Genomic DNA, 26,572 nt, shown 5'->3' on the forward strand with positions numbered 1-26,572 from the left:
CGGCAAAACACTATTTCAACGGTGCCGCACGTTTAATTTTGGATTTTTTGGAGGAACGTACCATTAGAGGCGGCAAAAAAGGGCAAACTACTGCTCAAAAGAATCGTATCAATGATGAAATCACAGCGAAAGAAGTTCGCTTAATCGATGCTGAAGGTGAGCAAGCGGGCATTGTCTCGTTACGAGATGCACTGGCGCAAGCAGAAAACGCAAGTTTAGACCTTGTTGAAATCAGTCCAAACGCTGAACCACCAGTGTGTAAAGTAATGGACTATGGTAAGTTCCTTTTTGAAAAAGCAAAATTACAAAAAGAACAAAAGAAAAAGCAAAAACAGATCCAAGTTAAAGAAATCAAGTTCCGCCCAGGAACTGATGAAGGTGACTATCAAGTTAAACTTCGTAACTTGCGTAAGTTTTTAGAAGCTGGCGACAAAGCTAAAATCACTATCCGTTTCCGTGGTCGTGAAATGGCTCACCAAGAAATCGCAATTGACATGCTTAACCGTTTGAAAGCAGATTTGGAAGAGATCGCACAAGTTGAGTCTTTCCCAAATCGTGTTGAAGGTCGTCAAATGGTTATGATGATGGCACCTGTTGCCAAGAAAGCATAAGTCAGGCATAATACGCGCCGATTTTTAAAGAATTTAACACAGGTATAAAAGTACTCTGGCTTTTGTCACGGTCACCTGTGTTGACCGGCTTTAAGTAAACTTTTTGATTTCATTTAGTTTCGCCGGAATAAGGGTGTAAGCTAGGCCAAAAAAGTGATGTTCTCATCCGCCTACTTGCATATATTAAACGCAATATCATTTGGAGTTATTGCAATGGCTTATAAGCTAAAAACACACAGAGGTGCTGCAAAGCGCTTCAAAAAGACTGCTTCAGGCGGTTACAAGCGTAAACAGTCGCATCTTCGTCACATTCTGACTAAGAAGTCTTCAAAGCGTAAACTACACCTACGTGCTAAGTCTATGGTTCATAAGAATGACCTAGGCCTTATCGATCGTATGTTACCATTCGCTTAATAGAGGATATCAGAAATGGCAAGAGTTAAACGCGGTGTTATCGCACGTGCACGTCACAAAAAAGTATTAAAGCAAGCTAAAGGTTACTACGGAGCACGTTCACGTGTTTACCGCGTAGCGTTCCAAGCTGTAACTAAAGCTGGTCAATATGCATACCGTGACCGTCGCGCTAAGAAACGTACTTTCCGTCAACTATGGATTGCACGTATCAACGCTGCAGCACGTCAAAACGGCCTATCTTACAGCCGCTTCATTAACGGCCTTAAAAAGTCGTCAATCGAAATCGATCGTAAGATCCTAGCTGATATCGCAGTATACGACCAAGTAGCTTTCGCTGCTCTAGTAGAGAAAGCAAAAGAAGGTCTTGCAGCTTAATTTTTAATTAAGTTTAAGCGATTTAAAAAGGAGCCTATGGCTCCTTTTTTAGTTTATGCGTTTCATTAATCTACAAGGTTCAAATCGCTGCACCTGTTAATGACATTCCCCCTCGTTTATCACCTATTCTTTAACAGGATTTTGTCCAGAATCGCAGAGCTTAGAATTCGTTTCAGGTATCCCATAAGGTACGTAGGGAATGTCACATAGTATCTAGCTTTTGCTTTTGGTGCCGTGATAGCGTGCAGCAGTTTGTCATAAACAGCTTCTGGACCAAGTGTAAATTTCTGAGGCGCAGTTTGAGCTTTTAATCTGGTTAATTGTGCTTGATATTCTGTTTTATGAAAGCTGTCATTAATGTTGATATGCTCCTCAAACGCAATACGTGCATTTTTTCTAAATTCAGACAAAATCGGACCGGGCTCGATAAGGCTAATTTGGATATTAGTATTGGCCAATTCCATTCTTAAAGTATCCGTGAGCCCTTCTAACGCAAATTTACTGGCATTGTAAGCGCCGCGATAGGGGAGTGCTACAAGTCCAAGCACAGAGGAGTTTTGAATAATTCTACCTTGTCCATTTTCCCGCATGTGTTTTACCGCTAACGTAGTCAATGAATGCCAGCCAAAAAAGTTGACTTCAAATTGCTTTCGTAACACGTCTGTGGGTAGGTCTTCAACGGCACCTGGTTGGCCATATGCGCCATTATTAAACAAAACATCTAGTTTTCCATCACATAAAGACAAGGCCTCTGTAAAGCCTTTTTGTATTGACTGTTCGTCGGCAAGATCGAGCAAGACACAAGGAATACCAAGCGTTTCAAAATGATTAAGATGCTCAGTGTTTCTCACTGAAGCGATGACTTTGAAGCCTTCGTTATGCAATGTTTCAGCACAATATAACCCGATTCCTGTTGAACAGCCTGTAATTAATATGCTTTTACTCATTGGTTTAGTTAAATTTTCCTTAGCTTTGCAGTGTATTAGTGCGATTAACTGTGAATTTTTGTTGAATCACCGCACATTGTAAGCCGTTAAAAAAAATATTGATATAATCAACTTTATACAAAAAAGACACAAAGAATGTTTATGAGTTTAGGTATTGTTCTGCTTTCCGCAACACTAAGTTTAAATAGCCATCTCCCGCCATTACAACCGTGGCAAGGTCAAAGCTTAAGCCTTATGCAACAAGATGGACTATTGACGACGGACTTTGAGCTAAGTGCGGGAAAAGAATCGCCCAACTATGAGCAAACTAATGCATTTATAAAGCGCTTGGTCGCGGCAAATCCTACCCAGTTTAAATCGATCACAATTGGTCAAAGTGATCAGGGTAGAGATATCAATATGCTGCTAGCTGTGGAAGACAGTCAATTTTCTCCTGCAATGATGACAAACAACAATAAGCCCACCATTTTAATCCAAGCTGGAATACACGCAGGTGAGATTGATGGTAAAGATGCGATGTTTATGTTGCTAAGAGACATTGCGACGGGAAAGCGACGCGATATTCTGAGCAAGGTTAATATTCTCTTTATTCCTATTCTAAACGTTGATGGGCACGAGCGAAGCAGTCAGTTTAATCGTATTAATCAACGCGGACCGTTGACTATGGGGTTCAGAACAAACGCAAAAAACCTGAACCTAAACCGTGACTATACAAAGCTTGATACGCCCGGAGTCAGAGCTGTAATGAAGGTTATAAATGACTTTAAGCCTTCGCTTTATATAGATGTTCATGTTACAGATGGTGCGGACTATCAGTATGATATTACATATGGGTTTAACCCCAGTTTTGCGAGTGACTCTCCTGCGATCGCTAAAGTACTTGAAGAGCAGTTTGTTCCTATCATTGATGAAAAATTGACCAAGCAGGGCCATATTCCCGGGCCATTAGTATTTGTCATGAATAAGCGCAATTTAAAGGAAGGTTTAGCTGGTTGGGTAGCATCTCCGAGGTTTTCTAATGGTTGGGGAGATATTAAAGGAATACCGACTATCTTAGTTGAAAACCACTCTTTAAAGCCGTATAAACAGCGTGTATTGGGCACCTATGTATTTCTTGATGGGGCGATAGATGCGTTGTCAAAACAGTACAAATCACTACACAAAGCCATTGAAACTGAGCGTCACAATTTTCCATCTGAATTAATCGTTGAAAGAAGCTATAGCCAAACTCCAGATTATATTAGCTTTAAAGGTATTAAATTTAAGCAATTTAATAGTGCTTTGTCTGGCCATCAGGAAGTAAAGTATCTTGGTGAATCCATTGAATACGAAAAACTGCCTGTATTTTGGCAAAAAGACGTAAAAACTAAAGTCAAAGTTCCAAACGCATTCTACATACCTCCTCAATATAGTGAGATAGTGCAGAAGCTATCTCTTCATGGAATTGAGGTCGAATCTGTGTCTGCTCCTACAGAACAGCATAGTGGCCTGACACAGCTCAAAGTCTCTAGCTACGAATTTGCAAAGCAACCTTTTGAAGCGCGTTTTCGAGTGAGTGCGCAATTCGAAGAGTTACAGCTCAAAGAATCCCCAGTGACTGAAGGCTGGTACAAGGTATCGACACAACAACCTTACTCTGAGTTGGTAACACATCTATTGCACCCACTCGCGCCTGACTCATTTTTTGCGTGGGGAGATTTTCTGAGTATTTTTCAACGTACAGAATATGTTGAAAATTATGCACTTGAGCCATATGCTAGAAAAATGCTAAAAGAGAGTCCTAAGTTGGCGTTAGCATTTGACGAGCGCATAAGTAAAGACGATACGTTTGCAAAAAGTGATGAGCAAAGGCTTGAATGGTTATATGAAAAAACGCCATATTACGACCAAGCCTATTTGAAATATCCAATTTTATTGTCTTACCAGAGCAAATAGTATGAAAGTAATTACAATACCAGTAACCCCTTTTATGCAAAACTGTAGAGTTATCGCTTGCGATAGAACGGGTAAAGCTGCCATAGTGGATCCTGGCGGTGATGTAGAAAAAATTCTATCTGCCGTTGAACAGCACAAGATTACGGTGGAGTTTATACTGCTCACACATGGTCATTTGGATCATGTAGGAGCAAGCATTGAGTTGGCCGAGTCTCTAAACATAGAAATTATTGGTCCTCATATTGAAGATAAATTTTGGTTAGATGGTTTACCAATGCAGGCGCAAATGTTTGGTTTTGAGCCACAAGCTGGGTTCACCCCACATAAATGGTTAAGTGAGGGTGATGTGATTGAGCTTGGCGAACTAAAGTTGACTGTAAAACATTGCCCCGGTCATACCCCTGGGCATGTGGTTTTTTATGAGCCTGAAAGTGCGTCGGTGCTTGTTGGAGATGTATTGTTTAAGGGCTCTGTGGGGCGTACTGATTTTCCAAAAGGAGACGCCGCACAACTTAAGCACGCTATAGAAACTAAACTCTTTACACTTGACGATAATACAAGAGTAATGAGTGGTCACGGAGAAGATACCAGTATAGGGTATGAGAAACGCAATAACCCGTTTATGAGTGGGCGTTTTGGGTAGTACTGCGTGAATAGCGTAAAGTTTAACACTAAAATATAAAGATAAATATGTCATTAAATCAAGTTGATCGTCAGATATTAGCGTTGTTACAGCAGGATGCTAGCCTGTCTACAGCAGAAATTGCAGACAAAGTTGGATTGTCACAATCTCCGTGCTGGAGACGAATAGCTAAGTTGGAACAAGATGGGTTTATTAAAGGGAAGGTTGCATTGCTAGATGAGAAGCAACTTGGCTTTGATATGCTCGTCTATGCTCATGTGAAGTTGTCCAACCATGGACGAAACAACCTCGCTGAATTTGAAAAGCTGATAATGAGCTATGATGAGGTTACAGAATGCTACACCATGGCGGGTACAATGGACTTCATGCTGCGCATTATTTCTAAAGGAATTGAAGGCTACGAGCTTTTTGTCAGAGACAATCTACTAAATCTAGAATATGTTCAGGAAGTACATTCAAATGTAACCATGACGTGCGTCAAGCGTTCAACTGCTTTACCTATCATTTAGTGTCATACAGACATCTCAAATTAACACTATAATGTATCATGTTTGTTAAAAGCGCTGGATTTTGTTAGGATCCAGCGCTTTTCTGTCGTAGTAAAAAACACTGGGGATATAAATGTTTAATCTTATAGGCAAAGCGCCAAGCTCTGCTAAGAACGACGTGCTGTCAGGGTTAACAGTTGCTTTAGCACTGGTACCTGAAGCGGTCGCTTTCGCATTTGTTGCACAAGTCGATCCATTGGTTGGCCTTTATGCAGCATTCATCGTTGGACTTATCACTTCGATATTTGGTGGTCGTCCGGGTATGATTTCAGGTGCTACCGGTGCACTTGCAGTAGTTATGGTAAGCCTTGTGGTTGAACATGGGGTCGAATACCTCTTTGCAACTGTATTATTAATGGGTATTTTACAGATTCTGGCAGGTATCTTTAAGTTGGGTAAATTCATCCGAATGGTGCCTCACCCAGTCATGCTTGGCTTTGTTAATGGCCTCGCCATTGTTATTTTCCTAGCGCAACTTGGTCAATTCAAAGTGATGGATGACTCTGGAACGCTGCAATGGATGCAAGGCTCAGAGCTTTACATCATGGCTGGCCTTGTTGCTTTAACCATGGGAATTATTCACTTCCTACCTAAATTAACTACGGCGATTCCTTCGAGCCTTGCGGCTATTTTGGTCGTAACTGGTATTGTAATTGGCTTTGATTTAGATGCGCGAAATGTACTTGATTATCTAAAGGATATGAGTGGTAATGCTGACGCAACGATTGCTGGTGGCTTCCCTATGTTCCATATTCCGGAAGTACCTTGGAACTTAGAAACATTCAAAATTATATTCCCTTATGCACTTATCTTGGCCGCAATTGGTCTTATTGAATCCCTGCTGACATTGACACTTATCGATGAAATCACAGAAACCCGCGGTAATAGTAATCGCGAATGTGTTGGTCAGGGTGCTGCAAATGTAACTTGTGGCGTGTTTGGCGCGATGGGTGGTTGTGCGATGATCGGGCAATCTATGATCAATATAAATTCAGGTGGTCGCAGCAGATTGTCTGGTATTACCGCAGCATTACTATTGTTAGGCTTTATTTTGTTTGCGGCTAGCCTAATTGAAATGATCCCGCTTGCAGCGCTTGTTGGTGTCATGTTTATGGTTGTACTTGGTACTTTTGAATGGTCGAGTTTCCGATTAATGAAACGTATCCCGAAAAGCGATGCGTTTGTGATTGTACTCGTTTCAGGGGTCACGGTAATTACAGACTTAGCTATTGCTGTGTGTGTGGGCGTTATCGTTTCTGCATTGGTGTTTGCTTGGGAGCACGCCAAGCACATTTATACGAGTAATTACATAGACGAAGAGGGCTCTAAAGTCTATGAACTACATGGCCCTCTATTCTTTGGTTCAGTGAAAAATTTTGCAGAGTTGTTCGACATTGCAAACGATCCAGATGATGTTATTGTCGAGTTTAAGCACAGTCGAGTCGCAGATCACAGTGCAATTGAGGCAATTGATGCTTTGGCCGAGAAGTATACTAAAGCAGGTAAAACACTTCACTTGCGCCACCTAAGTGAGGACTGTAAGCAGTTACTGGACAATGCATGTGACTTGGTAGAAGTTAATGTTATCGAAGATCCAAAATACAAAGTTGCTTCGGATAAGCTTGCCTAAGTTTATATAGATAGTAAGCCCGCATTTAGCGGGCTTTTTTGTGCTTAATGTTTGGTATTAAAGGAGGTTGGTAAAAATAATATCTTTGGCTCATTTTTGCATTAAGCTGTAGCTTATTTACAAAAGCTTCATTAATGTGGACTAAAAATATATAAAGAAGTGAAACCTCAGTATGAAATCAATCTTAGCTGCTGCCATAGTGGCATCGATCTTCTATTGTTATCAATCTGCTGCGCAAGAAAAACAAGTGAGCGTAAAAACATTGGTAAAAACCAGCCAAAGTTGGGACGGTTCTTCGTTGCCAAATTACCCAAATGGCACGCCAGAAATTACGGTCCTCGACATCAACATACCTGCAGGAACAACACTGCCACTTCACTTTCACCCAGTTATAAATGCAGGTGTATTGCTGAGCGGAAACCTTAAAGTGACGAAACCAAATGGCGAAGTCTTGATGTTGAAAGCCGGAGATCCGATTGTTGAGCTTGTCAACAAGGTTCATACAGGCAAGGCTTTAGGCGACGAAGACGTCAGGATTATCGTGTTCTACGCCGGAGAGAAAGGCAAGCCAATAACCGTGAAAAAGTAGCAACATTTCAGGTTAGTTTAAAGTACAACAAACTACCCTGATGGCAGTTACACTGATAAATGGCGAGTGTGATCAATTAAAAACTCACAAAGCGCTTTTACTTTCGCATTTTCTTTTAGGTCTTTGTGGTATGTGTACCACAGTGAGCCTATATAGTCGGTGGTAAACAGTGTGCTACTATCTAACTTGATTAGGTCCGGGTGCTTATTAGCTTCTATTTCAGACACTGGGCCAATACCCATCCCACTTATTACAGCAGATTGAATGTCTAAAAATTGATTGCTAGAGTAGACAATACTCTCATTACTCAATCTTTTTATGACTTGATGAATAAAGGGGATATGGTACTTGCTTTTGTCTGGCATCAACCATTGATGCTCATTCATCTGCTCTTCGCTCTCAGGCAGCCCAAGTGCGTCTACATAACTTTGTGATGCGTAATAGGCCATTTTGAGTGAAACAACATGGCGCACGATTAAGTCTGGATCTTGTGGTTTTGGACCAGCCCTAAGTGCAACATGGACAACCCCACTTTGTGCAGGAATGACTTCGTCAGTTGCCAGAAGTTCAATCCTAACTTTAGGGTATTGCTGTCTAAACGCCTGCATTGCAGGTGCGAGAAGCGATGAATAAGAAGTGACCGTCGTAATCCTTATTTTTCCACTAAAATCTTGCTGAACACTTTGTAACTTATCTTCTAACGCAACAAACTGGGCGTCGATGTCTGGGAGCGTATCACTTAAAATGTATCCCGCATCAGTTAACTTATACCCTCTTTGATGGCGAATAAACAGTTTGACGTTGAGTGCTTCTTCTAATCGATTTATGTGCCGAAGTACGGTTGTGTGATTGCACTGAAGTACCTGAGCTGCTTTCGCCAATGAACCTGCTTTTGCCACAACGTGCGCCACGCGAAAATCATCCCAATTTAGTTTTTGCATAAAAAAATAATATTCCATCTCGTCTATACATTGAGTATATACAATTTTGCACAATAGTTTTTAAATTTATGCACTACCTATGAGCAAATTTAATCGGTAATCTAGATATAAGTATCCGGTGAGGTAGGAGGCAAGGTGCTTAAAAACAGTAAGAAAAGTTATGGTTTGGTAGCCATATTCATTCATTGGCTTATGGCAATCGCAATCTTTTTTATGTTTGGTCTTGGCCTGTACATGGTAGAGCTTACTTATTACGACCCGTGGTACAAAGGTTCTTTAGACCTACATAAATCGATAGGCATGCTCTTGATTGTAATGTGGGTAGCTAGATTGATTTGGAGACAGATGAACCACAGTCCAGATGAATTACCGGGACCAAAACTAGAACAAGCAGCGGCACGAGTAGGGCACTTTTTACTTTATGCATTGATGTTATTCATTCTCGTGAGCGGCTATTTAATTTCCACAGCTGATGGCAAGCCTATCTCTGTATTTGAATTTATTAATGTGCCAGCGCTACCTTGGTCTTTTGATAATCAAGAAGACATTGTTGGTGAAATACACTTTTGGTTAGCGTGGGCGTTAATCGGGTTTGTTGTTGGCCACATTGGTGCTGCGTTAAAACATCAATTTATAAACAAAGATGGTGGTTTAATGCGCATAATAAAAGTTAATAAAGAACACTAATTAAAGTATCTTGAGAGGAATTTATGAAAAAACGTATTTTATCCGCAGTAGTTGCTGCAGGCATGGCGATTTCGGGTGTAGCTAATGCGGCTGAATACCAAATAGATAAAGCGGGTGCACACGCTTTTATAAACTTTAAAATTAAGCACTTGGGCTATAGCTGGTTAACTGGTAGGTTCAATGACTTTGATGGTGATTTTACCTATGATAAAGCGAACCCTAATGCGTCAAAAATAAATGTGGTCATAAACACTGCCAGTATCGACTCTAACCATGCCGAGCGTGATAAGCACCTAAAAGGTAAAGACTTTTTGAATGTTAAAAAGTTTCCAAAAGCGACTTTCGAAAGCACTAAGTATGAGCAAATAAGTGATAAAGATGGCAAACTGACAGGAATATTAGAGTTGCATGGTGTGAAGCGCACAATCACTTTTCCTGTTGAAAAAATTGGTGAAGGTAAAGATCCTTGGGGTGGCTACCGTGTAGGCTTTTCAGGTGAAACGTCTATTAAGCTAAAAGACTTCGGCATTGATTACAATTTGGGGCCTGCTTCTACCCATGTGACTTTAGAGTTACATATTGAGGGTATTAAAAAGTAATTTATAATTGGCCTTGCTATTTGCAAGGCCTTTTTTATTTCAGTGCTGCAATACCTTGCCAGTCCTCTAAATCCTGCTCAGGTTTTTGCAATCGAAACTCTCCATACTGCCTTACGCCTAGTTGATCTTCCAGAATATCAACTTGTAGACCTTTTTCTTCTAACAGGGATTCATTACCGTTCGCATTGGTGACGTCTCCTACCACAACGCGTTTGAAACCTCGCATGTATAAAAGTGTGGCACACACATCACAAGGGCTTAAGCTGGTGTATAGGGTTGTTTTAGAAAAATCAATTCTGCCAGCGTCTCTAATAGCTGATGTCTCTCCATGATTATAGGGGTGAGACTCCTGAACAAGTGTGTTGTGCCCTTTACCTACAATTTTATTACTTTCATTATTAACGATGACAGCGCCAATAGGACAACCACCTTCGTCATAGCTTTTTTTGGCAAGTAATACAGCAATTCTCATGAAGTCAGCATCGCTTAACTTTGTACAAAAGTCATCAGAAACAAGGGTATGTAAGCTTGTTGTAGGCATATGCGCGATGATGTTAAGAGTCGTATCATTCACTTCAGTATCTTGATCAAACAAAGACTGTATCATGGGTTTATCCAAAAAATTGCAATTGATACAACATATATAAGAACAATGAGGAGCAATTGTGAAGTGGGCTAACAATTTAAATAGATATTTAATGGCGGACTAGGAATTAGATTGTTTATTTATTCACTTTAATGCAGAATTTGGGTACAGATAAGGAAAGGAGAAAACCATGGCTAAATTGGAAATGTTGGTTGGGCTGTTTGTGAAAAGTGAAGCGCTGTACTTGAAGTATCGAGAGGCGATGACGCCAATATTGCGAGGAGTTGGCGGCGATTTTGGCTATGATTTTGTTGTCGGGAAAGTCCTAAAAAAGGAAACAAATAATGATATCAACCGCGTTTTCACGATACGTTTTCCAAATAAAGAAGCAATGGACACCTTTTTTAGTGACGAAGAATATATAGCAATAAAAGAAAAATACTATAAACCAGCAGTTGAATTTACGACGATTATTCGCAGCTACGAAATTACCGAATAAATAACTTTTGTACAGACAGATAACGTAATCATACAGATTTAAGTAAAAATAGGGAATAATTGCCCTTTTTAATATTTGTTATTAACTGTATTGTAGCGAGTATTAAGTATTGTAATTCAGTTAGTTATAAGGAAGAAGAATGAAAAGGTTGGTGTTGTGTATGGATGGTACGTGGAACAAGCCTGCACAATATGATCGAGGCAAAAGAAAGCCAACTAACGTCGTGAAACTTGCAAGAGGTATCGAGCTGTGTGCCATGATGGTATTCACCAAGTTGTGTATTACAGCGAGGGGGTAGGTACGCACTGGGGGATGGACAAAATTTTGGGCGGCGGGTTTGGCATTGGTTTATCAGAAAATGTCATTAAAGCTTATCAATTCTTGGTTTTAAATTACCAACCAGGTGACGAGATCTTTGGTTTTGGTTTTAGTCGTGGTGCATATACCATCCGAAGTGCAATTGGGTTAATCAACAAAATAGGTTTACTTCCTAAAGACCACGCCTTTTATATGCCAGAGGCATATCGACTATATAGGAACAATGCTTCAGACACAGAAGTTGCCGCGTTTAAGAAAGAGCATAAGTGCACAGATGTATCGATCAAATTTGTAGGTGTTTGGGATACGGTTGGGGCATTGGGTGTGCCTTTTAAATTTGAACCCATCAATGGTAGGTATCGATTCCATGATGTGAGTCTGACAGAAAATATCGAACATGCTTACCACGCGCTTGCAATTGATGAGAAGCGCGGTCCTTTTAAACCCGCTATTTGGACATTACCGAAGGGCTCGAGCCAAACTTTAGAGCAGAAGTGGTTTGCTGGCAGCCACAGTAATGTTGGTGGTGGATACTCGAAAGATGGTTTAGCTAATATTTCACTGCATTGGCTTAAAGAGCGAGCTAATCGTCATGGGTTAATCTTTAACGAAAAATTTTTGTCATATTATCGACCACATCACTTAGATGAGTATCGAGATTCGATGAGTTGGCTTTACAAACTAACGGAAAAAGTACGTCAGGTAGGTGCAGGTGACAGAACCAATGAATCCCTGCATGAAAGTGTTTATCAACGAATTTTAGAAAGTGAGTCATATCAACCAAGAAATGCTTTTGAATTTATAGATAAGCAGGCGGCTAAAGGTGCATAAGAAAGCATTTTTATAATCGGCCCGCAGAACGTCTTGGCATGGTAGAGGGCAAACCCTCTACCTAAGATGCGAACTTTCATATTTACTGAGCGCTTAGTGTCTACAATACACAGCTTTTTTTATTCTTAGCACTCATCATTTCCTTGATTGCTTTATCTCGATTTTCTTTTTTGATGTATCTAGTTGGTAAGCTTTTGATTTTATATATGTAATCGCCTTTATTCCAATCATCCTTCTCGTTTGAAAACTGAGGGCTAATAACAGCTATCTTGAGCTCAGGAGCAATTCGCTTTAGAGCATCGACTGTACCAAGGTGATAATTGCTATGAAATGCACCGTTAAAATGCACTATTTGGCTATCAGGACTAGTTAGGTGTGCTTTATAAATAGAGTCAGCCATTGTGTTGTCTCGAGCGAGCTGAGCATAAAAACTGTTGCTCAAGGTTATTTTTGTCTCTTTTTTGTTAGAGCCGCCATGGTGCGACATCGCTTTGGTAAATTTATTTTGGTATTCAGGTGAGCTGGAGGTGATATCTGCCGCAACCCAATTTTGTTTTTCTGAGTCGAGAGCGTTAATGAACTCTGGTCCCTTGCGAGCGACACACCGAACAATGCTTATAGGTGTATTTGCGCCAATGACAGGCAAACTATGCTCTTTTGCAAATTCTACCAATTGCCGATAATCACTGGGATAGTTATCCCAAGCATCACCGTCTTTAATTAAGGTTTGTTCGCCAATTTCATTACGCAAATACTGGTCTAATACATCTTGCTTATCGCGCGTAAATTGTTCCATAGATAGCACCAACTTATTATTCTGTTGAAACAAAGCATTTAATAACTGAGTTTGTAGTCTGTGCGATGCACTATGAGAGTGATATTCACCAATAAATATGACATCGCTATCTGCCAAATCATTTCGTAGTTTATTTAGTGAAGTGACTGACTGATTTGTTGCGTTGTACAGTTGATAGTCTTGCATTGTTGCAATCTGAGCGTTTGTTTCCGCACTTGTTGGAATAGTGCTACAGCCTTGAGTTGAGAGGATTGAAGCGATAATTGTGAGGCATTTTATGGTGTTTCTGAAGTTCATAAACTATCCGAGGTAGCGTGATTGGATGAATTCTGGTAATGATAACTATTATCAAATTGGAAGTCACGGAATAAGCTGCTCTACCAAGTTGCTGGCTCATGATGTTACCTTTTCGCATAGTACTGAGAATGAAATAAAAAGGCACAGTGAGCACACTGTGCCTTAGGCCGTTTAGTTGTATGTTATTTATTAGCTTAGAACTTTTCTACTTTTACATCGATCCACGCACTTGCAGAATCCTCTAGCCCACCTTTGGCGATAGGCGTGATCCTAAATCCATTCCATGGATCAGTGAAGCTTTTACCAATAGCAAGTTCGGCATCAGTTTCATCTTCTTGCGCCCAGCGAGAGTTGTCTTTTGAATTAGGAGTCATGTCCAACAGCGCTGATCTATGGTTCCAAAAAGAAGGCTGCGGCTCATTTTCCATGTAACCTTTGATATTGACTAAAACACCGTTTTTAGTGTTCGTGTTATACCTATCATTGGTAGTTCGGTACTCAAGCCAATAGGTATAATTTCCATTACCAGATTTGAGTCGAAGACCGATACTGCCAGGTGCATTTGTTCCAGCTGATGAACCGTGGTCAAAAGCGTAAATGCGGTATGTGCCAGAAGACGATATGAGCGGTACTTCTTCATCTGTTAACCAGCCTTTAAAGTAGCTCTTATACATCAGGTTGTACTCTTCTAGCGTATGAGCGCCCATGCCCATCATGGCATGTGGGTTGCCATAATTGCGAATTGAATCATTACCTGAATTAATGACATGATTACCGGCCTCAACCGACATGGAGTGGCGCAGGCCCATTGCATGCCCCATTTCATGTGCAATGGTACCAGGCTTGTGGTGATAGAGTTGAATAAACGGAGGGCCTGCTTGGGAGTTGATAGTCGAAACTTGTGGTGACGCCATCATGACGAGATTGGCCTCTCCGGGGAAGTTCATATCAACACCAGCTTGTGCAATTTTATCAGCATACAATTGGTGCCATGCTTTTGTATCTGCATCATATTTCGATTTGGGCTCATTGATGTATATTTCTGGTTTTATCTCCCATGTAACGTTGAAACGGCCATACGACTGCTCGGCATAGTATTGTTTCACCGTTTGCATATCGGCATTGATTTGCTCTATAGACCAAGGTAACGGAGTGCCATTAAAGCTAAACGGAAAGATGATTACGTTCACATGTGAAAACTCGTACGCAACATTACCTGGGTCAATAGGGCCGGGCTCTTTTCTGCAGCTTGTCGCCCCAAGGTCTGCAACAATCGTTGCGCCCTTAAAAAGACCGCGCATAACAATGTTGGTCCAGTATTTGGTTGGGTTGGTGATGACAACACACTCGGTATTGCCAACATGTTTGGAGCGTATACTGTCGTCGCCCGGTCGTGGGTAGCCACCTTCACCATTACGGGCCTCAAGAGTTAGGTTACCTTGACCATAAGAAGTGGTGATAGCAACACTTCCTGCTGTGTCAGCGCCAGGCACCGAAAAGCTTTGGAACTGAGAGGAAGACTTGACGCAAACAGGCACGCTGTCAGCTAATGCGGATTGTTCAGCGGGTGGCTGGCTTAGACACATATCTTCAAGTTGTGACGTATCTCGCGGTTTAATGTGGACAGAGTAATCCTCCACTTCGCCTGCGTTAAAGTTTTCGCATGCATTAGCGACGGGGGAGTTGTATTTCATCGCAATACGCATTCTAGAAGTGACACCTTCAGCAGAGGTGGGGATATCCAAAGTGGTTGTTAATGCAGTTCGACTGCTGCCAGAACCAACAAGCTCATCTATATCACTGAAGTCACCGTCATTATTGAGGTCAATGAATACGCTCCAATATTCTGTATAGGCATTATTTACAAAACCGGGTGTGAGGGTGATTTGGTTTTGTCCAACACTCAGCTCAGCGGTTAGATTGGTAAAATCGGTATACGCGGATTGCCCAGCAGATAGGTTATTGATACCCGCAGTAGAGACGCCGGCAATATGCTCATAATTACCCCCTCCAGAACTTTCGCAATAGTTGGTGTTTAAAGGCGAAACTTCATCTTGTGCTTGTAGTTGAGTGCATGTGAGTACACTGGGCAGCAAGCAAGACCCCATTAATAACAGCTTTTTAGTACGTTTAATTTTCACTTTACATGTTCTCCAAATTGTGAGGACGCATGCCTATTTAGGCAATTATCTTCTGGTAAATAAGACCAAAATGGTCACAAAGATTTCATTAAATCTCCGTATTCCATTAACGATCTTTTGAATTAAATGTATATTGTATGCAATAATTGTAAAGGTGAAATTATCTCATATTTATCTAAAATGGGTAAAAAGTGAACGTAATTATCTGATTTAGATGTTTTTATTGGATTAAATAATTGTTTTTTTATATGTATATGTCTTTTTGGAATACTTGAGAGGCACTGAAAAGTGGTTAGTTGCGCAAATTCTCTATTATGATTATTTCTGTTCCAATTTAAGTTCGATACATCATTGTTTTATATAGTTAAATAAAAATAGGTGATGGCAGGTGTATTAAGAGCACAATTCATAAATACTAGGGAGTTTAGCCGAAGGGCAAATCGCCTGTTCGTTAAATCGAAGCGTCATTGCCATTGCAGAAGATTAAAAAAACACCAGATCATCGTTGTCGTCACTAAGATCTTTGTCTTTAGTAATGGCTGCTAGATCATCCACCAACTCATTGAGTAGTGCCATGCTTTTGTCGTCTTGGTGGGTATGGGTGTGTTCTTTAATTTCGTTAATAATGGTATTCATATGATGCAATTTCGCAATTTCATTTAGGCGAATATCAATTGCTTCTACTACATAATGGAATATGTCAATCAAAGAGCCTTTACTGTAGCTATCTGTGGGCATATTTTTAACAATGAGCTCTGCTTGTTGGTATTTAAAAAAGGTGGATTGACCAAAAGATTGTACATTCGCTGTGTTCACCTCTAATTCGTCAAAAAGCTCGAGTTCCATCTCACATATCGCTTCATCATTATTTTTAAAATGATATTCCGTCCCATCGGTGAGTTTTAGCCGCGCGACATAGTCCAGCTCCCAACTTTCCATCAATGAAGCTAAGAAGCCTGAAAATTTACTGATATCATTTAAATTTAGGCATTGCCGATAAAAGTGGATGAGGGCATTATTGTCAAGCTGGGTACGAAATGTCCGGTCTGTTTGCAATTGAGAGTCTTTTTTTGCGTGCTTTAAAGCCCGTAATCTTTTTGCTTGATAATCTAGTAAGCTATCTAACTTTAACTTAAGTAGTTGCTGAGGAATATCTTTTGGAATATAGTTTTCTGCACCTGCTTCAAAGGCCCTCAGCCGCCATTCCAGCTCAGTTTCACCACTTAAGAATACTGTAATTGTTTCATCCTTTTTAGGGGTATTGATAAGGCGACAAAACTCAATGCTATCCCCATCAGGTAAATACAAATCGAGTAAATAAATATCAAATTGATGGTCTTTTAATGCTACTTCAGCCTCGTTAAGGTTGGTACACCACGTAAAGTCAGCCTTATCTTTACCCAATAGCTGAACGAGTTGTGCGTAGATTGGATTATCTTCGACGAGCAATACTTTAAACTTTTTCATGGTGAGCCGCTTATCTATTCAAACAAACTGTTCTAAACAGTCGATGCTGATTTATAAGTATGTCCTTTAGTGCCTCAAACGCAATTTTTTAAAAGGATTCTAGCAAGGGCGTGGCAAATCGTCTTAAGGAGAATAGAGTGGAGATATTAAATTACGCTAGACAATTGTACCCCTACTAGCTATTTTAAAAATGTGTAGATAACAGGGGAAAGTTATATGAGACCACTTATAGCATTACTATGTGTTGCTTCTTCCGATGGGCTGGCTTTCGAGGAAACGTTAGATTTTAGTGAGAGAGTGATTATTCCAGAAGTTAAAACGGTGTCTGTTTCGAATTATACACGCACTCAATTTGACGAAGCGCAGACGTTGCGAAGTAACTCAGTGGGAGCAGGGAATATTGGTAAAATTTATTCAATATTGACTCCTGATGAAAAGATTCAATACAAATATGAAAAAGGAATTTTATCTACCACAGTGACATTTGACCAATATTACACGGTCAGTGCACCAGTGAAAAAGTCACGTAAAAACACAACTCAATATATTTTCTGGGGTAAGTAGGGCAATAAAAATGCGATATGCTGTTAAGGCCAGTTAAGCAGCATATCGCGAAAGTGGTACTTATTGAGTTTTAGTTTTTAATTACAGCCTTTTTGAATTGTTGTAGTCCACACTCTCACTACAAAGTCATTGTAGTCGGCATCATTTTGGTCTTCCCAGAATTGCTTGTCTCCGTAGACTCTATAGTTGCCAGTTAAGTGGTTTGCATTGCCATTGACCGCTAGGACGTAATTGTAGCTGTGGCCTTGCAATACGTCGTAGCTACCAGAGCCGCCGTACTCGTCAAGTAGTTTCACGTAACTACCGTTGACTGTTACACCCCAATCGTTGTTATAACCGGCGCTTTCGCTCACAAACTGGTAGTTAATACGCGTATAATTATCAGGTGTACAAGCTGGGTCATTGTCTATGATTGTGCCAAGTGCCGAAGCCGTGCCAGTAGCATTTTGATCTGCACTTGCATTAAGGGTAAAGGTTTCGTCCCCTTCGTGATCCTGATCATCCACCGCGTCGATAAATACGTTCGCCGAAGTATCACCACTAGGTATAGTCAATGTGGATTGGCCTAGACTGTAATCGCTGCTGTCTGTGGTACCATCTGTTATGCTCAAATCGATGGTGACGTCTTGGTAATAACTATTACTCAAAGTCACTTGATACTCCAACTTACCTGCCTCTAAAGCAGAGTCTGTAACCGCTTCTAACGTAATAGAGGGAAGTGGATCAGTTTCGCATGTTGGAGTTGTATAACAGGCAACTTCTTTGTCTGTATTTGAAGCTAAGTCATTTATTCGAACAGGGACTGTCGCTAATAAGCACGTATTACCTGATTGAGGGTTAAGTTTATAGAGTTTTGACTTATTTACGTGCCCATAGTCATTAATCAGTGTGCGGCTTACGACTATTTCACCACTTTGGTTTAATGCAGCTCCAGTAGCTGCAGTCAGCGAGTGGTTTGCAAGCTTGGTCACGCCATATGTCGTTTTATCAATTTGATACACTGCGCGACTTGTGATCAAGTACCAATTGCCATTTTGGATGACTAAGTCACCTCTGAATTTACCTTTTAGTGAGCCAAGCGCGCCTAGCTCAATGGTAGTCCCTGAGTTTTTATCGATTTGATAGAGTTTTTTAAAGTCTGTGCCAATTAATGCATCACGTTCAGCGTCATAAACGAGGCTTAATACTTGTGTTGTGCGCCCAACGATAGTGTGTGTATCCGTATTAAAATCATAGTACGCAAGGCGAATATACTTAAAGCGATTACCTTCGATAGGCAAGTGTTCTTTTTGTTCTGCCGTCAAACTTAAATGGCTAGTATCTACTTCGTACTCAATTGGACGTGGAGCCGAGATGTAATACATGCGTTTATTGGTGTTATCATAGGCGAGAGCTGATGAACTGAATTCTGCGAGTGTTTGTGCAAAAGCACTGTCGGTTTGTTCATTGAGGCCAAAAAGAATGCCTACATCTCCTCGCCCAGCATTTATACCATACAATTCACCGCTACAGGTGTTGGCGAGGCTAAGCGGTGAAAACGACGCTGTTACTAGAGTTAATAAAGTGAGTGATGTTTTAAGCATGGTAACAAACTCTGGTCGGGTTATCCTAATTAAGCTAACACAACACAAAGTAATGACACATCGACTTCCGATGTAGGATGTGAACTCTTAATCCTTCGAGACAGGCGCTTCCATTATTATCTTTGCAATCTCATTCTATTATTCTCCCATATGAACAAAATTGCAACAATAAATTAGTACAAATGGATTAAATATGACGATGAGTTACGCGTTTTTCTGCGATTCCAAGTAGTTAGGAAGTAACTCTTCAACAATTTTTTTTGCAGGAATGGTGTAACGCACGCCATTGAACATGACAGATGTGTGTTCTTCGATACCAGTGATACCTGTTAATGTCCAACCTTCACCTTTTTCTGTGCATAGCACCTTAGTCGTCGGGGGAATAACGGTAAATTCAGCATTATTTTCGGTCATATTTTTATCTTCACTGGACATTCTTATAAGATTGGGTAGTTTATACCAAAATAATAAAAAATCGACCAAATTGATGAAATGGAATTACTGACACCAAGGCTTTCATTACGCTTGGTTAATTATCGAGACAGCCAAGCTTTATATGACATCTTAAATGATCCGAAAGTCGCCCATTTTAATGATTATGGCAGCGTGGTGACCATGCAAGATATCAAAGCAATGATACAAAGCGACCTTGATCTCTTTTATCAGGGTGTTGGTGTGCGCATGATGTTAATTAAAGAAGGGGTTAAAATAGGCTCTATCGGCTTATTTGATTACTGTGACAGTACGTCGAGAATATATATCGGTTATGAGCTGGCACCACAATATTGGAATCAAGGATATATGAGAGAAGCAGCGAACTGTTTACTCAGCTCGATAAACTTGGTGCTACCTAAAGCCTTAGTGGAGGAGGTGAGGGCTAAAGTTTCTTCGCAGAATATCCGTAGTGTAAACCTGTTAACGCACCTTGGATTCGAAAAAAGGCACAGTGAATATCGACTATGCCTATACATGTCAAGCAGCCAGATGCTGGCTAACCATTAAATCCCTTTTTTGCTAAAAAGAGTCACTCGATCAGAAACAAGTGTGACAGTGATGTTTTTGCTTTCATCACCCCAAACACAATTTGTGTGTAATGTTTTTTCTTCGCATGAGTCAGCTGAGCCTAAAACTTGCTCTAACTCGGCTTTCTCCATCCCAACAGAGATCTTTTCGTAATTTTCTATAGTCACCTTTGAACAAGCAGTTAAGCTCAGCAATGCTGCAATCGTTAAAAGTTTTTTCATTTTGGTTATCCTATTAATGTTTAAATTTCCTAATTTGGAAAATAATGCCCATCTTCGGGTGATCTAAATAATGAATGTCTCCACTGTAGACTCGGGTAAATTGAGACATTCTAGCGGATTCCAATTCGCCTTCATCGGTTAGATATCGATAGTCAAAATTGCTTGTGACATACAAGTAATGACGAATATGAATTTTGATGGTCCCATCTAATTCCCACAGGTCTTCCCCTTGGGTTTTTATGGCGCGTTGTGGTGCTGAACTAAGCAAGCTAATAAAGCTGTCGTTTTGACCACCTTCAACATATTTGTAACTAGCCGGTTGTTCAAACTTCATGCCTCCATAAACGACAACATTGGGTGCACGTTTTTTACTCTGATCTGGGAATCGCCAGCCTGTATGCAAAATTGGATTTTTACCTTGTCGCTCAAGTTTGTTTCTAATTGCATTAAACCTAAGCTGCTCAGGTGCAAGAAGATACATTGATTGCATATGATCCAGTGGCTCACTGACAGGAATAACAGGTAATTTCTCATAACGCTCAACATAATTAATGTTGTCATCACAATACCAAGAGCTTTGCTGTCGAGTGAACCTTTCTGTTACTGAGCGAGGGTCGTACTTCACATCGCCAGACAAACAGGCTTGGTGACCGACGTTGTTATACCCCTTAGTCAGTAAGTCAAGGCGCTTTTCTCTTGGGATTGGCCCTGTTTCAATGGAAAAGTCTTCGCGAATTTCTGCGCCTTCTTTTTGTGAAAAGGCGATTAGTTCAACCTCAAACCAACGCACCGCAAATGCTGGCGTAGCTGTTATACCCAACGTACCTAAAAGAATTGCTTTTAGTACCAATTGCTTCATGCAACCGCCTTTTTCTGAAAGTCATCCATCATGGCATTAACGAGTTTTAGTCGTTCCTGTCCATTTTTTTCTTCTATATTAAAGCGTAACTTACTCGCACCTTCCATTCTATATACTGCAGGGTTGCTTTGTATCAAGCCAATGATGAATGTTGGGTTAACGCTCGTCGTGTTACTAAATTCAAAGTAGCCGCCTTTGGGGTTGGCTTCAATTTTAGAAATGCCAAGCTGCTGAGCCTTGCATTTTAATAACTGAATATTGAACAAGTGCTTGGTCGCGTCTGGCAAAAGTCCGAAACGGTCGATAAGCTCAACTTTAAGTTCGTCCAGTTCAGGCTCTGTATTCATGCTAGCTATGCGTTTGTACATACTTAGACGAATATTTACATCGTGAATATAGTCATCGGGGAGCAATGCAGGCACTTTTAAGTCAACTTCGCTTTGTTGTTGCAGCAGGTTTTCTAATGTCGGCTCTTTACCATCCTTTAACGCCTGAACAGCTTGCTCTAGCATTTCCATATAGAGGGTAAAGCCAACGGTTTGGATCTGACCGCTTTGATCATCACCGAGCAACTCACCTGCCCCTCGTATTTCCAAGTCATGGGTCGCGAGTGCGAAACCTGCGCCTAGGTCCTCCAATGACTCGATGGCTTGTAAACGTTTGACCGCGTCTTTGGTCAATGCTTGGCTATTTCTGGTCAGCAAATAGGCATAAGCTTGGTGATGACTTCTTCCGACACGGCCTCGCAGCTGATGGAGTTGCGCTAAGCCCAACTTATCAGCCCTATCCATGATAATGGTATTGGCCGTTGGAATATCTATACCTGTTTCAATGATTGTCGTACAAACAAGGACGTTATGCTTTTGATGATAGAAATCACTCATTAAGTGTTCTAGTTCACGTTCGCGCATTTGACCATGGGCAACAGCAATATTAGCCTCTGGCACCAATTCAGAGATGTCCGCAGCGGTTTTTTCGATGGTTTCCACGTTGTTATGTAAGAAGTAAACCTGACCGCCACGTTTAATTTCACGCAAAATCGCTTCTCGGATCAGTTCATCGTTGCGTTCGCGAACAAAAGTCTTAACTGCTAAGCGTTTTGCTGGTGGCGTGGCAATAATAGACAGATCTCTCATTCCGCTCATTGCCATATTGAGCGTACGCGGGATAGGGGTTGCGGTGAGTGTTAGGATATCGACATCCGCTCTGAGCTTTTTGATCTTTTCTTTTTGTCTTACACCGAAGCGGTGCTCTTCGTCGACTATGAGCAATCCAAGGTCTTTGAATAAAATACTCTCTTGAATAAGCTTGTGGGTGCCTATGACGATATCAATCTTGCCTGACTCAAGTCCTGCAAGCGTTTCTTTTTGCTCTTTAGTGCTATTAAATCGAGATAATACACCCACCTCAATCGGTAAGTCGGCAAATCGATCTTTGAAGTTTTCGTAATGCTGCTGAGCAAGTAGGGTGGTCGGAACCAGTACCGCTACTTGTTTGTTGTCATTGATTGCTACAAATGCCGCCCTCATAGCAACTTCAGTTTTACCAAAACCAACATCACCACACACAAGTCTATCCATTGCTTGGTTGGTTTGCATATCACCAATGACCGCTTCTATGGCATTACGTTGATCATCGGTTTCTTCAAATGGAAAGCTGTCACTGAATTCTCGATATGCGCTACTCTCTAATTTAAACTGGTGACCTGGCTTACTTTGTCTTTTAGCGTAAATGTCTAAAAGCTCTGCTGCGACATCTCGCACTTTCTCTGCGGCTTTGCGTTTGGCTTTTTCCCAAACATCTGAGCCAAGTTTATGGAGTGGCGCGCTGGCTTCCTCACCACCGGAATAGCGGCTAAGCATATGCAAAGACGAAACCGGTACGTATAGTTTTGCATCTCCTGAGTAAGTAATAGTAACAAACTCAGTAGCAACCCCTGCTGCATCTATTGTTTGAAGGCCTAAGTAACGGCCAACACCATGGTCTAGGTGTACAATTGGTTGACCTTCTTTTAGCTCAGCTAAATTGCGAATAAGGGCATCTTGCCCTTGTTCATACTTGTGCTTTCTGCGTCGTCTTTGTGATACCTTTATTCCTAGTAATTCTTGCTCAGTAATAAGAGACAGAGGTTTCTTGCCGGCAAGGAAAACCGAAGATTCTAAAGGACTGACGATAAGCCCTACATCAGATCTGCTACTGGCAAATTTTTCAAAGCTCTCAAACTCTTTGAGCTTCAACCCAGAGGGTTTTAAAAGCGTTAACAGTGATTCACGTCGGCCATCAGACTCCACACTGAAAAGGATTTTTCCCTTCTGCTTTTTTTGCTTTGTGATGTAGTCAATAACCGCATGGTAAGGATCCGCATGTTTGTGATCGACTCTTACATCATCAATTATTTGTGCATTTAGGTTAGTATGACCCGCTTTCGTACCGAGTTTTGCTTCACTTAAACGAATACGGGGAAAATGCGCGAAAGCCTCAAATAAAGATTCGACGTTCAGGTACAATTCTTTTGGTGCGAGCAATGGGCGCAATGGGTCGACACGTCTACTTTCATAGCGCTTGCAAACATCCATCCAAAACTCATTTGCCGCGTGTTCAACGTCACCGAGGTGCATAAATACGGCGTCACTGGGTAAATAGTCGAAAATGGTCGCTAACTTGTCGTAAAACAGGGGTAAATAGTACTCTATACCTGCGGGCCAGTTACCTCGCGTGACTTGCATATAGATAGAGTCTTGCTCAGAGCTTGCACCAAACGTTTCTCTATATTTGATCCTAAAACGCTCAATGTCCTGCTCATTCGTCGGAAACTCATGTGCTGGTAGTAGATCGATAGCATTGATAGTATCGCTTGAGCGCTGTGATTCAATCTCAAATAGGCGGATGCTATCAAGCTCATCATCGAAAAAATCCAATCTATAAGGACGCTCGCTACCCATTGGGAATAGATCAATTATTGAGCCTCTTACTGCAAACTCACCATGCTCCATAACCTGTTGAACATGTCGATAGCCAGCTTGAGTCAGTGTGTCTTTTAATGCTTGTGCATCTAAGGTATCGCCTGCTTTGAATTGTAATGCATTGCCGTATATAAATTCAGGTGGGGCCGTTCGTAACATAAGAGTGGAGACCGGAACGAGCAATACACCGTATTGTTTTGTTTTAAGGGCATTCAAGCTAGCTAAGCGCTGCGAAATAATATCTTGATGCGGTGAAAAGTGATCATAGGGTAGGGTTTCCCAATCAGGAAATACCATCACATTTTCTTCACCGATTAGATATCCAAGCTCCGTTTCTAGGCGCAGGGCACTGGGTGTGTCTGGCGTGACCAAAACCACTAAAGATTGATTTTGTTTTACCCCTTCACTGATGGTAATTGCCAAACTGCTACCAAGAAGTTGACCCCAATGGATCTTATCTTTGTGAGACTTCACCCAAGGTAGCTCATTCCACTGCACTAGCGCCATTATTTACTCCTAACTACTTAATCTCGGTATATTTTACATAGGTCTTGATAATGATCTATACGTCTATCTCTCAGATATGGCCAAATGCGGCGTACAGATTCACTGCGATTTTGGTCTATATCTACGACCAATACTTGTTCATTTTCTTCTGAACCGTGAGCTAACAACTCACCTTGAGGGCCGGCAACAAAAGAGTTCCCCCAAAATAAAATCCCATCACTTTGGTTACTTGGGTCTGATTCATGTCCAACGCGGTTTACACTTATCACCGGAACGCCATTTGATACGGCATGCGCTCTTTGTGCGATCATCCATGCGTCTCTTTGGCGAATTTGTTCTTCTTTATCATCTCTTGGGTCCCAGCCGATTGCCGTTGGGTAGATGAGTAACTTTGCTCCTGCCATAGCCATCAATCTAGCGCCTTCTGGGAACCATTGATCCCAGCACACGAGCACGCCAAGCTTACCAACCGAGGTTTGGATGGGTTCGAAGCCTAAATCGCCCGGGGTAAAGTAAAACTTTTCATAAAAACCAGGGTCATCAGGAATATGCATCTTTCTATACTTTCCGGCAATTGTTCCATCAGATTCGAGCACCACAGCTGTGTTGTGATAAAGACCCGTTGCGCGTTTCTCAAATAATGATGCAACAATGACGATATTGAGCTCTTTGGCTAATTTGCCAAGTGATGCCGTACTTGGGCCAGGGATTGTTTCTGCTAAATCGAAGAGGTCAGTGTCTTCCGTTTGGCAAAAATATAAACTGCGATGAAGTTCTTGCAAAACGACTAACTTTGCACCTTGCTGGGCTGCCTCTTTGATACCTGCGATAGACTTTTCAAAGTTTTCATCTAGGTTTTCGCTATTGCTATGTTGGACAAGGGCGACTTTCAAATTATTGTTGCTCATTTGGACTCCTACTTTAAAAAGCCTTGGGGTAATTGCATCGTGATACAATGCAAACTACCAAACTGATGAATGATTGGCAGGCAGTCTATACCTATCACGGTTCTTTCTGGGTGTGCTTTTTGCAATTGCGTGAGCGCGAGTGCATCTTTCTCGTCACCATAAATTGGTAGCAAGACCGCATCGTTAATGATTAGGTAATTTGCGTACGTTGCTGGCAACCTATCCCCATCATTGTTGTATTTGGCACTTGGCCAAGGTAGCGGCACAAGATTATATGGTTCACCAGTTGGCGTAGTAAATGTTTTAAGTTGTGACTCCATGGCTTGTAAGGAATCATAATGCTCATCTGCTTCGTCGTCACATTGCACATACACCAATGTATTATTTGGCGCGAATCTAATCAGCGTGTCGATATGACTATCAGTATCATCACCAGCTAAATAGCCATGTTCTACCCATAGAAAGGACTCTGCACCTAACTCGGTTTTTAACTTTCCTTCTAATTGTTCCTTTGTCAAATGCGGGTTTCTATTTGGATTTAATAAACACTCTGAAGTTGTCAGCAACACCCTATGTTCATTGATTTCAATACCGCCACCTTCTAGTACAATATCAACTTGTTTAACTTGGTTTTTAGGTGCAGCTAATTGACTACACAGCGCTGCATTGACTTGTGTATCCAACTCGCTGGCGTATTTATTTCCCCAACCGTTAAAAATAAAATCTTTGATGCAAAGGTTACCTTGGCTATCGGCAGTAGTTAATGGGCCATGATCTCTTGCCCAAGTGTCATTGCAAGGCGCATCCACTAAACGAATTTGAGCCATGTCTACATTTGCTTCACTGAGCAACTGATGTATGTGTGCTTTTAATTCAAGATTATGGGCAATAATCACGACTTTTTGAACTTGAGAAATGTGTTGGCAAAGTGCCACATATACTGGCTCTACTTGATCGAGGATTTCGACCCAGTCAGTTTCTTTATGCGGCCAAGTGAGCATCACAGCATCTTGCGGTGACCATTCGGGTAATAATGTAAAACTCATGACGATTATAATTTTTAATTGCTAGGGGCTAAGTGTATCACTGC

General features: G+C 41.2%; 28 protein-coding genes. 15 read left to right on the forward strand and 13 right to left on the reverse strand.

All coding sequences use genetic code 11. The annotated features are described in order from the left end of the window. The first annotated feature begins 47 nt into the window (after positions 1-47). The 3 genes from infC to rplT all read left to right on the forward strand — a co-directional run bounded on the left by infC (position 48) and on the right by rplT (position 1,400). Entirely contained in the window at positions 48-611 is a 564-nt protein-coding gene (gene infC, locus A7985_RS03420) for a translation initiation factor IF-3 (RefSeq protein ID WP_081225566.1), read from the forward strand. 213 nt (positions 612-824) lie between these two features. Beyond that, positions 825-1,025, forward strand: coding sequence for a 50S ribosomal protein L35 (gene rpmI / locus A7985_RS03425; protein ID WP_023398350.1), 201 nt, complete (start codon positions 825-827; stop codon positions 1,023-1,025). Positions 1,026-1,040: 15 nt separating this feature from the next. Next, on the forward strand, positions 1,041-1,400 hold the full coding sequence (gene rplT, locus A7985_RS03430) for a 50S ribosomal protein L20 (RefSeq protein WP_065789012.1): 360 nt from the start codon (positions 1,041-1,043) through the stop codon (positions 1,398-1,400). 119 nt (positions 1,401-1,519) lie between these two features. On the opposite strand, the gene A7985_RS03435 is transcribed toward rplT, so the two are convergent. Continuing rightward, positions 1,520-2,347: an SDR family oxidoreductase gene (locus tag A7985_RS03435; RefSeq protein WP_065789013.1), complete on the reverse strand. Its 828-nt coding sequence runs from the start codon at positions 2,345-2,347 to the stop codon at positions 1,520-1,522. Positions 2,348-2,488: 141 nt separating this feature from the next. Between A7985_RS03435 and A7985_RS03440 the strand changes: the two genes are divergently transcribed. The 5 genes from A7985_RS03440 (at position 2,489) to A7985_RS03460 (ending at position 7,692) form a co-directional block, all read left to right on the forward strand. Beyond that, the gene (locus A7985_RS03440) at positions 2,489-4,282 is read left to right on the forward strand and encodes a M14 family metallopeptidase (RefSeq protein WP_370671156.1); all 1,794 of its coding nucleotides are present in this window, start codon (positions 2,489-2,491) and stop codon (positions 4,280-4,282) included. 1 nt (position 4,283) lies between these two features. Next, on the forward strand, positions 4,284-4,925 hold the full coding sequence (locus A7985_RS03445; protein WP_065789015.1) for an MBL fold metallo-hydrolase: 642 nt from the start codon (positions 4,284-4,286) through the stop codon (positions 4,923-4,925). A 47-nt stretch (positions 4,926-4,972) separates the two neighbouring features. Continuing rightward, positions 4,973-5,434, forward strand: a complete 462-nt coding sequence (locus A7985_RS03450) for an Lrp/AsnC family transcriptional regulator (RefSeq protein ID WP_063355950.1) — start codon at positions 4,973-4,975, stop codon at positions 5,432-5,434. A gap of 112 nt (positions 5,435-5,546) precedes the next feature. After that, complete coding sequence (locus tag A7985_RS03455; protein WP_065789016.1) at positions 5,547-7,103, forward strand: SulP family inorganic anion transporter; 1,557 nt, start codon at positions 5,547-5,549, stop codon at positions 7,101-7,103. A 172-nt stretch (positions 7,104-7,275) separates the two neighbouring features. Continuing rightward, positions 7,276-7,692: a cupin domain-containing protein gene (locus A7985_RS03460; protein ID WP_065789017.1), complete on the forward strand. Its 417-nt coding sequence runs from the start codon at positions 7,276-7,278 to the stop codon at positions 7,690-7,692. Between the two features lie 47 nt (positions 7,693-7,739). On the opposite strand, the gene A7985_RS03465 is transcribed toward A7985_RS03460, so the two are convergent. Further along, a complete protein-coding gene (locus A7985_RS03465; RefSeq protein ID WP_065790012.1) occupies positions 7,740-8,633 on the reverse strand; it encodes a LysR family transcriptional regulator in 894 nt (297 codons plus the stop codon). A 135-nt stretch (positions 8,634-8,768) separates the two neighbouring features. Here A7985_RS03465 and A7985_RS03470 point away from each other — a divergent pair, with 135 nt between their 5' ends. Both A7985_RS03470 and A7985_RS03475 read left to right on the forward strand, forming a co-directional pair. Beyond that, positions 8,769-9,320, forward strand: a complete 552-nt coding sequence (locus A7985_RS03470; RefSeq protein WP_065789018.1) for a cytochrome b — start codon at positions 8,769-8,771, stop codon at positions 9,318-9,320. A 23-nt stretch (positions 9,321-9,343) separates the two neighbouring features. Then, positions 9,344-9,919, forward strand: coding sequence for a YceI family protein (locus A7985_RS03475; RefSeq protein ID WP_065789019.1), 576 nt, complete (start codon positions 9,344-9,346; stop codon positions 9,917-9,919). Between the two features lie 34 nt (positions 9,920-9,953). On the opposite strand, the gene A7985_RS03480 is transcribed toward A7985_RS03475, so the two are convergent. Further along, on the reverse strand, positions 9,954-10,526 hold the full coding sequence (locus A7985_RS03480; RefSeq protein ID WP_065789020.1) for a nucleoside deaminase: 573 nt from the start codon (positions 10,524-10,526) through the stop codon (positions 9,954-9,956). Positions 10,527-10,695: 169 nt separating this feature from the next. Here A7985_RS03480 and A7985_RS03485 point away from each other — a divergent pair, with 169 nt between their 5' ends. The 3 genes from A7985_RS03485 (at position 10,696) to A7985_RS03490 (ending at position 12,153) form a co-directional block, all read left to right on the forward strand. Next, entirely contained in the window at positions 10,696-11,004 is a 309-nt protein-coding gene (locus A7985_RS03485; protein ID WP_065789021.1) for a DUF1330 domain-containing protein, read from the forward strand. Between the two features lie 139 nt (positions 11,005-11,143). Continuing rightward, the gene (locus A7985_RS26175; RefSeq protein ID WP_141685256.1) at positions 11,144-11,302 is read left to right on the forward strand and encodes a phospholipase effector Tle1 domain-containing protein; all 159 of its coding nucleotides are present in this window, start codon (positions 11,144-11,146) and stop codon (positions 11,300-11,302) included. After that, a complete protein-coding gene (locus A7985_RS03490) occupies positions 11,281-12,153 on the forward strand; it encodes a DUF2235 domain-containing protein (RefSeq protein WP_176716675.1) in 873 nt (290 codons plus the stop codon). The genes A7985_RS26175 and A7985_RS03490 overlap by 22 nt, the downstream gene beginning before the upstream one ends. 100 nt (positions 12,154-12,253) lie before the next feature. On the opposite strand, the gene A7985_RS03495 is transcribed toward A7985_RS03490, so the two are convergent. From A7985_RS03495 to A7985_RS03505, 3 genes are all read right to left on the reverse strand, one after another. Further along, positions 12,254-13,246: a ChaN family lipoprotein gene (locus A7985_RS03495; RefSeq protein WP_081310408.1), complete on the reverse strand. Its 993-nt coding sequence runs from the start codon at positions 13,244-13,246 to the stop codon at positions 12,254-12,256. Between the two features lie 194 nt (positions 13,247-13,440). Then, complete coding sequence (locus A7985_RS03500) at positions 13,441-15,387, reverse strand: GEVED domain-containing protein (protein WP_081310409.1); 1,947 nt, start codon at positions 15,385-15,387, stop codon at positions 13,441-13,443. 483 nt (positions 15,388-15,870) lie between these two features. After that, positions 15,871-16,854 carry a response regulator gene (locus tag A7985_RS03505; RefSeq protein ID WP_065789022.1) on the reverse strand — a complete coding sequence of 328 codons (984 nt, stop codon included), beginning with the start codon at positions 16,852-16,854 and terminating at the stop codon, positions 15,871-15,873. Between the two features lie 216 nt (positions 16,855-17,070). Between A7985_RS03505 and A7985_RS03510 the strand changes: the two genes are divergently transcribed. Further along, entirely contained in the window at positions 17,071-17,418 is a 348-nt protein-coding gene (locus A7985_RS03510) for a hypothetical protein (protein WP_065789023.1), read from the forward strand. 77 nt (positions 17,419-17,495) lie between these two features. Here the strand turns inward: A7985_RS03510 and A7985_RS03515 are convergent, their stop codons facing one another. Then, entirely contained in the window at positions 17,496-19,001 is a 1,506-nt protein-coding gene (locus tag A7985_RS03515) for a Calx-beta domain-containing protein (protein WP_065789024.1), read from the reverse strand. A gap of 204 nt (positions 19,002-19,205) precedes the next feature. Continuing rightward, on the reverse strand, positions 19,206-19,415 hold the full coding sequence (locus A7985_RS03520) for a hypothetical protein (RefSeq protein ID WP_065790015.1): 210 nt from the start codon (positions 19,413-19,415) through the stop codon (positions 19,206-19,208). A gap of 78 nt (positions 19,416-19,493) precedes the next feature. Between A7985_RS03520 and A7985_RS03525 the strand changes: the two genes are divergently transcribed. Continuing rightward, positions 19,494-20,003, forward strand: a complete 510-nt coding sequence (locus A7985_RS03525) for a GNAT family N-acetyltransferase (RefSeq protein ID WP_065789025.1) — start codon at positions 19,494-19,496, stop codon at positions 20,001-20,003. On the opposite strand, the gene A7985_RS03530 is transcribed toward A7985_RS03525, so the two are convergent. From A7985_RS03530 to A7985_RS03550, 5 genes are read right to left on the reverse strand one after another with little or no spacing between them, the layout of a single operon-like run. Further along, positions 20,000-20,245, reverse strand: coding sequence for a DUF3862 domain-containing protein (locus A7985_RS03530; protein ID WP_065789026.1), 246 nt, complete (start codon positions 20,243-20,245; stop codon positions 20,000-20,002). The two genes, A7985_RS03525 and A7985_RS03530, sit on opposite strands and share 4 nt — an antisense overlap. A gap of 13 nt (positions 20,246-20,258) precedes the next feature. Next, on the reverse strand, positions 20,259-21,104 hold the full coding sequence (locus A7985_RS03535) for a CsiV family protein (RefSeq protein WP_065789027.1): 846 nt from the start codon (positions 21,102-21,104) through the stop codon (positions 20,259-20,261). Beyond that, complete coding sequence (gene mfd / locus A7985_RS03540; RefSeq protein ID WP_065789028.1) at positions 21,101-24,574, reverse strand: transcription-repair coupling factor; 3,474 nt, start codon at positions 24,572-24,574, stop codon at positions 21,101-21,103. The genes A7985_RS03535 and mfd overlap by 4 nt, the downstream gene beginning before the upstream one ends. A gap of 17 nt (positions 24,575-24,591) precedes the next feature. Beyond that, complete coding sequence (locus A7985_RS03545; RefSeq protein WP_065789029.1) at positions 24,592-25,482, reverse strand: carbon-nitrogen hydrolase; 891 nt, start codon at positions 25,480-25,482, stop codon at positions 24,592-24,594. 8 nt (positions 25,483-25,490) lie between these two features. After that, positions 25,491-26,528, reverse strand: coding sequence for an agmatine deiminase family protein (locus A7985_RS03550; protein WP_065789030.1), 1,038 nt, complete (start codon positions 26,526-26,528; stop codon positions 25,491-25,493). Positions 26,529-26,572: the final 44 nt, after the last annotated feature.

The sequence above is a fragment of the Pseudoalteromonas luteoviolacea genome, from assembly GCF_001696455.1.
Lineage (GTDB): Bacteria > Pseudomonadota > Gammaproteobacteria > Enterobacterales > Alteromonadaceae > Pseudoalteromonas > Pseudoalteromonas luteoviolacea_C.

Coding starts and splice junctions, on each gene's coding strand:
- rpmI (WP_023398350.1), top strand. CDS start 825: ATGGCTTATAAGCTAAAAACACACAGAGGTGCTGCAAAGCGCTTCAAA.
- rplT (WP_065789012.1), top strand. CDS start 1,041: ATGGCAAGAGTTAAACGCGGTGTTATCGCACGTGCACGTCACAAAAAA.
- A7985_RS03435 (WP_065789013.1), bottom strand. CDS start 2,347: ATGAGTAAAAGCATATTAATTACAGGCTGTTCAACAGGAATCGGGTTA.
- A7985_RS03440 (WP_370671156.1), top strand. CDS start 2,489: ATGAGTTTAGGTATTGTTCTGCTTTCCGCAACACTAAGTTTAAATAGC.
- A7985_RS03445 (WP_065789015.1), top strand. CDS start 4,284: ATGAAAGTAATTACAATACCAGTAACCCCTTTTATGCAAAACTGTAGA.
- A7985_RS03450 (WP_063355950.1), top strand. CDS start 4,973: ATGTCATTAAATCAAGTTGATCGTCAGATATTAGCGTTGTTACAGCAG.
- A7985_RS03455 (WP_065789016.1), top strand. CDS start 5,547: ATGTTTAATCTTATAGGCAAAGCGCCAAGCTCTGCTAAGAACGACGTG.
- A7985_RS03460 (WP_065789017.1), top strand. CDS start 7,276: ATGAAATCAATCTTAGCTGCTGCCATAGTGGCATCGATCTTCTATTGT.
- A7985_RS03465 (WP_065790012.1), bottom strand. CDS start 8,633: ATGCAAAAACTAAATTGGGATGATTTTCGCGTGGCGCACGTTGTGGCA.
- A7985_RS03475 (WP_065789019.1), top strand. CDS start 9,344: ATGAAAAAACGTATTTTATCCGCAGTAGTTGCTGCAGGCATGGCGATT.
- A7985_RS03480 (WP_065789020.1), bottom strand. CDS start 10,526: ATGATACAGTCTTTGTTTGATCAAGATACTGAAGTGAATGATACGACT.
- A7985_RS03485 (WP_065789021.1), top strand. CDS start 10,696: ATGGCTAAATTGGAAATGTTGGTTGGGCTGTTTGTGAAAAGTGAAGCG.
- A7985_RS26175 (WP_141685256.1), top strand. CDS start 11,144: ATGAAAAGGTTGGTGTTGTGTATGGATGGTACGTGGAACAAGCCTGCA.
- A7985_RS03495 (WP_081310408.1), bottom strand. CDS start 13,246: ATGAACTTCAGAAACACCATAAAATGCCTCACAATTATCGCTTCAATC.
- A7985_RS03505 (WP_065789022.1), bottom strand. CDS start 16,854: ATGAAAAAGTTTAAAGTATTGCTCGTCGAAGATAATCCAATCTACGCA.
- A7985_RS03510 (WP_065789023.1), top strand. CDS start 17,071: ATGAGACCACTTATAGCATTACTATGTGTTGCTTCTTCCGATGGGCTG.
- A7985_RS03515 (WP_065789024.1), bottom strand. CDS start 19,001: ATGCTTAAAACATCACTCACTTTATTAACTCTAGTAACAGCGTCGTTT.
- A7985_RS03520 (WP_065790015.1), bottom strand. CDS start 19,415: ATGACCGAAAATAATGCTGAATTTACCGTTATTCCCCCGACGACTAAG.
- A7985_RS03525 (WP_065789025.1), top strand. CDS start 19,494: ATGGAATTACTGACACCAAGGCTTTCATTACGCTTGGTTAATTATCGA.
- A7985_RS03530 (WP_065789026.1), bottom strand. CDS start 20,245: ATGAAAAAACTTTTAACGATTGCAGCATTGCTGAGCTTAACTGCTTGT.
- A7985_RS03535 (WP_065789027.1), bottom strand. CDS start 21,104: ATGAAGCAATTGGTACTAAAAGCAATTCTTTTAGGTACGTTGGGTATA.
- mfd (WP_065789028.1), bottom strand. CDS start 24,574: ATGGCGCTAGTGCAGTGGAATGAGCTACCTTGGGTGAAGTCTCACAAA.
- A7985_RS03545 (WP_065789029.1), bottom strand. CDS start 25,482: ATGAGCAACAATAATTTGAAAGTCGCCCTTGTCCAACATAGCAATAGC.
- A7985_RS03550 (WP_065789030.1), bottom strand. CDS start 26,528: ATGAGTTTTACATTATTACCCGAATGGTCACCGCAAGATGCTGTGATG.